This window comes from Lentilactobacillus hilgardii DSM 20176 = ATCC 8290, from assembly GCF_000159315.1.
Lineage (GTDB): Bacteria > Bacillota > Bacilli > Lactobacillales > Lactobacillaceae > Lentilactobacillus > Lentilactobacillus hilgardii.
Genome location: NZ_GG669992.1, coordinates 769,777 through 776,667 on the forward strand (window position 1 = coordinate 769,777; position 6,891 = coordinate 776,667).

The following is a 6,891-nucleotide window of genomic DNA, read 5'->3' on the forward strand; positions in this document are numbered from 1 at the left end:
CATTGCTTTGAGGAGCAGTCCTAAGAACAGTGTGTGGAACAAAGTGATTAGCACCTAGAGTATAAGGTTCTTTATTTAAAGGGCTTAATCCCTTTCTCTTTAGCTTCTTTGGCTAATTCTTTATCCAGCACATCCAGTCCTTGCAAAGGAAAATTAAAAATTGGTGCGAAATAATTTTTTCGTTGTGGGTCAGGGATATCCTGACTCTTTTTTAGATTAGGGAGAAATTTTTGTAAATCATTTTTTGTCAATTTCAATTGGTGGGCATAATACATCACTCGTTTATAAACAACGTTCTTAAACCATAGATAATAAGTAATTAAAGCAGCAGCAATATACCAGAAAATACTCCATTGAAGTCCGATTCGATTTGGATCGAGAAATCCAAGGGTGAAAGCTGCTGTTGCGAATATAAGATAACCAATTAGACTGATAAGTGAAAATTTTACTTTTGTAGACATAATAAGCCAACTTTCTCATTGTTTTTTAATACTGTTATCCTTTATACTGATATTAGTGTATAGAAGTTGCCATGAACTGACAACTTTTCATGTTAGGCATCATTTTGAGTTTAACAAGTTTAATAGTTAGTTACATTATATAGAAAGAGTGGAGATTAGTCGTGAAATTTTCAATTGAAACAGCCCAAAGAGAAGAATACTCAGATATCAGAGCCATTATTGCCGAAAGTTATACAAATCAGGAAACCAATACTGACGGTGACGAAGTTGATATGGTAGATCGGCTACGCACTTATAGTGATTATCAATCTGAGTTTGAAGTTGTTGCCAAGGATTATGATCACCAAGTTATTGGGCATGCATTGATGATTCCTGTGACAATTCGCTCTTCAAGCCATTCTCACCGGATTGTATCAATCGTTGAAGTGAGTGTACCAAAACAGTATCGGGATCAAGGTGTCGGTCAAGCAATGGTGTATGAGCTTGAAAATCGCGCACAACTTGCAGGGTACCCAGCAGTTAGTGCGATTGATAATACCGATTTCTTTTATGATTTAGGGTATGTTGCCGCAGAGAACTTTAACATTTTCTCAACCATGCCGATCAATATTAATGCTAATTTGATCAAGCCATTGACCGATGGCGGGCTGTTTAAGCGAAGTGGCAAGATTTATTATCCTGAAGAATTTTATGGAGTTCGAAGAGCTGAACAATAGGTTCGCCTGAAATGGTCTGAAAGGGCCATTTTTTTAACGAAATATTGTTAAAAATGGGTTATTTTGGATTTCTTTTTTTAAAATTTGAAGAAAAAAACAGTTATTTACTATTGAAAAACAAGTGAATTGAAATATTTGTGCCGTTAAAAAAAGTGCCGTAATGACTTTTGTATGACTGTTTGAGCGCAGCTTCCATAAATAAGTGTTTAACAAAAATTACTATACCGTTACATGATTTACACACTTCACGTGAAGCTTAATACTGGTGTTATTTGTTTGTCACACCAATGGGATAGACTATGCATTGTTGATCGATGAGGTCAGCAAATTCTAGTCACAGACACAAGTATTCTATAGGAGTGTGTAATTTTGGAAAAAGTATTATCTATGATTCTCGCAACCTCAGCAGCAGCTGTTGGATTATTTTTCGCAGGATTTTCATATGCATCAGCAGCAACAGTTGTTACTATTCAATCCGGAGATACAGTATGGGGACTATCACAAAAATATAATGTCTCAGTCGACGCAATCAATCAGGCAAATAATTTGAGTAATTCCAGTGTTATTATTGCTGGTGAAAAGATTAATATTCCAGATGGTAGTCAAGCATCTTCAACCACGCAATCGACTTCACAGACTACTTCTTACAGCCAGCCACAATACAAACAAGCAACTCAATCAACTACTCAAAGTAACACTGCAACTACTAATAATGCAGGCTCAACTTATTCAGCATCTGCCAATACGGGTGCAACTGACAGCAATTCAGCAAAATCTTGGATTGCATCCCACGAATCAGGCGGTTCATATTCAGCACGAAATGGTCAATATGTTGGTAAGTATCAATTAAGTGCATCTTACCTTAACGGTGACTATTCAGCTGCCAATCAGGAAAAGGTTGCTAATCAATACGTAGCAAATCGTTACGGTTCATGGTCAGCTGCCAAGTCATTCTGGCAGGCAAACGGCTGGTACTAAAATAAAAAGTACCAGACAAGTGATTTAAATTAAATGAAAATGGTCTATCACAAATGTGATGGATCTTTTTTTGTTTGCTAGGATAATTGAAAGCAATTTTGGCATGCTCGGTTTGGATTGATGAAGCGTTTATGATAAAAAAGAGGTCGAGATAATAGTTATCCCGACCTCTTGTCATTGTTAAGTTTAAGCTTATTTACTGCTTGGTAATATAGATATAAAGTGTGGTTGTTGAATAACCAATTCGAAAATCGACACCATTTGATCGAAGTGCCTTATTGGTAGTCTTACTGGTTTTACTCGATTTCGTTTGTTTCTTGAAATCTTTCATTAATTTCTTGGCATCGGTTTTATTCTTCATGGCGGAGACGGGAACCATTAGCGCAATTCCAACAACTTGATTCTGATCTGTATTGGTCCGAATCGTCACATCTTTTGTCTCGATTAAATTGTGGATACCATTTGGTGATTGAGTAGGGAGCAATTGATCTTTAACCCGATTCTTGGCCTTTTTCATCGCTTTAGTGACTTCTGTACTTGTGGCTTGCAGGTTGGCTGCCTGGGCTTTTAAAGCATTCCCTTTGGCTGCCTGCGTTTTCAAGTCACCGGCAGCGCTGGCATCACCGGCAGCAAGCTTTTTCTTAGCGGCAGCAACAGCCTTTTCAATGGCTTGTTGCTGTTGCTTTAGTTTTGCACCTTGTTTTTGCAGAACCATTGCTTTTTTCTGATCAGCTTTTGAAAGAGCGGTTGCAGTTATTGCCTGATTATATGTTGACTGAAGGGAGGAATAGGTTATTAGTGGATCAGCTTTTTCGATTTTGACAGTTTGATGGGTGTTATCCGCAGATAAAACAACTTTTTGATTAGTTGCCTTGCTGGGAATCGTCAGTGCAAAGCTGCCATTGTGTGTCTTTTCGGTTCGCTTCTTGCCATTATCAATTCGATAGTCGATGGTTTGATGACGACTTTGGCCTTTAATAACTGCGCCAAGCCCATCAGGTTGCAGTTGATGATGGTTAACTGATAAGCTTGGTCGGCCGCAGCCAGCAAGCCCTAAGGTTAGAAGAACAGCCGCAAAACCAAGTCCAAACATTTTTTTCACGTTGTTGTCTCCTTCCTAGTTAAATGACACGTTGTCTGAAAATTGACTGTTATACAGATCGGCGTAGAAACCGTTCTTTGCCAATAATTCATTGTGGGTTCCGGTTTCAACAACTGAGCCGTGGTTCATGACAATAATGTTGTCAGCATTTTGAATCGTTGAAAGTCGATGGGCGACCACAAAGCTGGTTCGATTCTTTAACAATTCGCTCATTGCATGCTGAATTTGGACCTCGGTTCGCGTATCGACAGAGCTGGTTGCTTCATCTAGGATGAGGATTTCCGGGTTGGCGACAAAAGCTCGGGCAATCGTAACCAGTTGACGTTGTCCTTGAGAGATATTTGAAGCTGCTTCGTTTAAAACGGTGTCGTAACCATCCGGTAATTTTCTGACAAATTCGTCGACGTGGGCAGCTTTTGCGGCTTCAATAATGTCGTCGTGTGTGGCATCTTCACGTCCGTATTTAATGTTGTCATAGATGGTACCGGTAAACAGCCAAGTATCCTGAAGAACCATTGCAAAATGAGATCTTAATTTTTCCCGGTCAATATCCCTGGTGTCAACACCCTTGAGGCGAATTGAGCCGCCTGAGACATCGTAGAAGCGCTCCAAAAGGTTAATGATGGTTGTCTTGCCTGCACCTGTCGGTCCGACAATGGCGACCTGTTGGCCTTGTTTAACTTGCAGGTTGTAATCGGTTAGTAAAAGGTCGCTTTCTTCATAACCAAATTGAACGTGTTCCAAGGACACAATGTTATCTGTTCCCTTCTCAACCGGACGGTTTTGATGAGTGTTTTTCATTTCTTCTTCATCAATGACATCAAATACCCGTTCAGCAGAAGCAATCGTTGACTGAATCGTATTCATTAAGTTAGCCAACTGAGAGATTGGTTGGGAAAATTGGTTGGTATATTGGAGGAATGCTTGGACATTACCAAGTGTAATACTGCCGTTGGCAACCTGGATACCACCGATAATGGCGACAAAAACATAGCCGATGTTGTTCATAAAGATCATAAGGGGCATGATGATGCCTGAAATGAACTGGGCTTTCCACGCTGATTGATAATACTTGTCATTTTGTTCTTCAAATTTATCAATGGTGTCTTTTTCTTTATTGAAACTTTTGAGAACTAATTGTCCGGCATAATTTTCCTCGACTTGGTTATTAAGCAGGCCAAGACTCTTTTGTTGTGCTGCAAAGTATTTTTGAGACTTTGGTGCGACAATGCCGACGACCACAATACTTAATGGAATGGTGACAAAAGCAATCAGCGTTAATTTCCAACTGATTGAAAACATCATCCAGAGTGTCCCAATGAAGGTTACCAAACTGGTGACTGCTTGAGTAAGGCTTTGCTGAAGGGTGCTGGCGATATTATCCATATCGTTTACGGCCCGACTCATAATATCACCATTACTGTGGGTATCGTAGTATTTAATAGGAACAAGGCGCATTTTTTGTTTCATTTGTTTTCGCAATCGATAAACAGTTTTCTGAGAAATCAGCGTCATGATAAATTGCTGTAGATAACTAAAGATTGCGGAAGCCAGGTACATCAAGGCAACGATAATAATAATGTGAACAATTTTATCAAAATTGATCGGCAGATTGCCAATGTTAAACCCGGCCCTTTGCTGCGCAGATCCCTTCATGACGCCCTTATAAATTTCCGTGGTCGCCTGACCAAGAATCTTAGGTGTTCTAATTTGGAAAATAACACTGGTAATCGCAAAAATCAGAACCAGAATCAAGCCGACAATCCGGTCGGACATGTAATGCATGAGGCGAGCTGTTGTTTTCCAGAAATTCTTTGGCTTTTCAACAACGCCACGTGGACCACCGGGACCATGACCGCCACCGGGCCCACGAGTTGGTTGCGATGAAGTGTTGGATTCGTCTTTTTGGGCCATTATTTATCCTCCTCTCTGATTTGAGACTTGATAATTTCTTGATAGACTTTGTTTGTCTTCCGAAGGTCATCGTGTGTGCCCTTGCCGACCAGCTTGCCATTGTCTAGTACCAAAATAAGATCGGCATCGGCAACCGTTGCGATTCGTTGCGCAACGATCACGGTGATACTTTGTTGGATATGGGTGTCTTTTCGCAAAGCAGCCCGCAAGTCTGCATCGGTTTTGAAATCGAGTGCTGAAAATGAATCATCAAAAATATAGACGGCGGATTGTTTAACCAGTGCCCTGGCAATTGCCAATCGCTGACGTTGACCGCCGGAAAAGTTGCCGCCACCTTGTTCGACATGCAAATCAAGACCTTCAGGGTAGGCTTTTACGAAATCTTTTGCCCTGGCAATCTCCAAAGCATGCCAAATGTCATCGTCTGTTGCGTCATCCTTACCATATCGCATGTTGTCCCGAAGCGTTCCGGTAAAAAGGGTTGCCTTTTGAGGAACCAATGACACTGCTTCGTGAAGCTTATCAAGTGCCATATGATTAACGTTAACACCGTCCAGTTCAACCTGACCGGATTCGACGTCATAAAATCGGGGAATCAAATTAATTAAAGATGTTTTCCCAGAACCTGTTCCACCGATGATGGCGACCGTTTGACCACTTTTAGCTTCGAAGTCAATATCGGTTAAGGCGGGCAGCTCGGCATTTCGGTAACGGTAGGTGACATGATCGAATTTTAAGGTATGTTTAGGTGCTTTGACATCTACGTCAACTGGATGATCTTGAACTTTAAGAGATGAATGCAGGTTTAGAACTTCTTGAATACGTTTAGCTGATGCTTGGGCCCGTGGAATGAAAATGAATACCATAGACATCATCATAAAGCTCATGAGAATTTGCATCGCATATGTCATGAAAGCTATTAAATTACCAACCTGCATTGACTGGGCACCGATTAATTTGGCACCAAACCAAATAATGGCGATGTTGGTACCACTCATGATCATCGTCATGACCGGAAACGCGAGTGCCATTAAAACGTTGATGTTGATTGCGTTTTGTGTGTAGTCTTTGTTGGCATCTTCGAAACGATTCTGTTCAAACTGATCTTGGCGAAAAGCACGGATAACCCGGACGCCGGTTAGTCCCTCACGGAAGATTCGGTTGATCTTATCGGTTTTGGTCTGCATGGCTCGAAACATCGGCACAGCAAAATATAGTAGAAAACCAATAAAAAGTGCCATGATTGGTAGAACAACCAAGAAAACGGTTGTTAATTGGTGATCTTTTGTGTATGCCAGGAAACTGGCACCAATTAACATGATCGGTGCCATCAACATCATTCTCAACATAATGATACCGACGTTTTGAATTTGAACCACGTCATTAGTCGTTCGGGTAATGAGCGAAGAAGTTTCAATTTGATCGTATTCATCATTTGAGAAATTGATAACCTTGCGATAAATATCACTTCTAAGATTTTTCCCGAGTTTCTGGGACGTTGTTGCAGCTAAAAAAACATTGCAGACGGCTGCTGCAATACTGAGCAATGAAAAACCAACCATTTTGAAGCCGACTTGCCAGATGTAGCTAATATTACCGGTAGCAACACCGTTATTAACGATATCTGAAGTTAGGCTGGGGAGATTTAGGTTGGCGATCACTTGGATAGCCATAAAAAAGACAGCCCCAAGGACTGCAAGATAGGAAATTCGTCCCTTAG

At 40.7% G+C, this 6,891-nt stretch carries 6 protein-coding genes; 2 read left to right on the forward strand and 4 right to left on the reverse strand.

Translation table 11 applies throughout. The features are described 5' to 3' along the window. Positions 1–71 precede the first annotated feature (71 nt). Positions 72–461, reverse strand: coding sequence for a hypothetical protein (locus HMPREF0519_RS03440; RefSeq protein WP_003634689.1), 390 nt, complete (start codon positions 459–461; stop codon positions 72–74). A gap of 161 nt (positions 462–622) precedes the next feature. Here HMPREF0519_RS03440 and HMPREF0519_RS03445 point away from each other — a divergent pair, with 161 nt between their 5' ends. Both HMPREF0519_RS03445 and apf read left to right on the forward strand, forming a co-directional pair. Next, entirely contained in the window at positions 623–1,177 is a 555-nt protein-coding gene (locus tag HMPREF0519_RS03445; protein WP_003557570.1) for a GNAT family N-acetyltransferase, read from the forward strand. Positions 1,178–1,564: 387 nt separating this feature from the next. Beyond that, positions 1,565–2,155, forward strand: a complete 591-nt coding sequence (apf, locus tag HMPREF0519_RS03450; RefSeq protein ID WP_003557578.1) for an aggregation-promoting factor — start codon at positions 1,565–1,567, stop codon at positions 2,153–2,155. A gap of 196 nt (positions 2,156–2,351) precedes the next feature. On the opposite strand, the gene HMPREF0519_RS03455 is transcribed toward apf, so the two are convergent. The 3 genes from HMPREF0519_RS03455 to HMPREF0519_RS03465 form a co-directional block, all read right to left on the reverse strand. Continuing rightward, complete coding sequence (locus HMPREF0519_RS03455; RefSeq protein ID WP_225429184.1) at positions 2,352–3,248, reverse strand: hypothetical protein; 897 nt, start codon at positions 3,246–3,248, stop codon at positions 2,352–2,354. A gap of 24 nt (positions 3,249–3,272) precedes the next feature. Continuing rightward, a complete protein-coding gene (locus HMPREF0519_RS03460; RefSeq protein ID WP_003634693.1) occupies positions 3,273–5,171 on the reverse strand; it encodes an ABC transporter ATP-binding protein in 1,899 nt (632 codons plus the stop codon). After that, the coding region (locus HMPREF0519_RS03465; protein ID WP_003634695.1) for an ABC transporter ATP-binding protein at positions 5,171–6,891 on the reverse strand (1,721 nt) is incomplete at its 5' end. The genes HMPREF0519_RS03460 and HMPREF0519_RS03465, both read right to left, overlap by 1 nt.

What these genes read in the sequence shown, in the direction of transcription:
- HMPREF0519_RS03455 (WP_225429184.1), bottom strand. Translation starts at nt 3,248, where the DNA reads ATGTTTGGACTTGGTTTTGCGGCTGTTCTTCTAACCTTAGGGCTTGCT.
- HMPREF0519_RS03460 (WP_003634693.1), bottom strand. Translation starts at nt 5,171, where the DNA reads ATGGCCCAAAAAGACGAATCCAACACTTCATCGCAACCAACTCGTGGG.
- apf (WP_003557578.1), top strand. Translation starts at nt 1,565, where the DNA reads ATGATTCTCGCAACCTCAGCAGCAGCTGTTGGATTATTTTTCGCAGGA.
- HMPREF0519_RS03440 (WP_003634689.1), bottom strand. Translation starts at nt 461, where the DNA reads ATGTCTACAAAAGTAAAATTTTCACTTATCAGTCTAATTGGTTATCTT.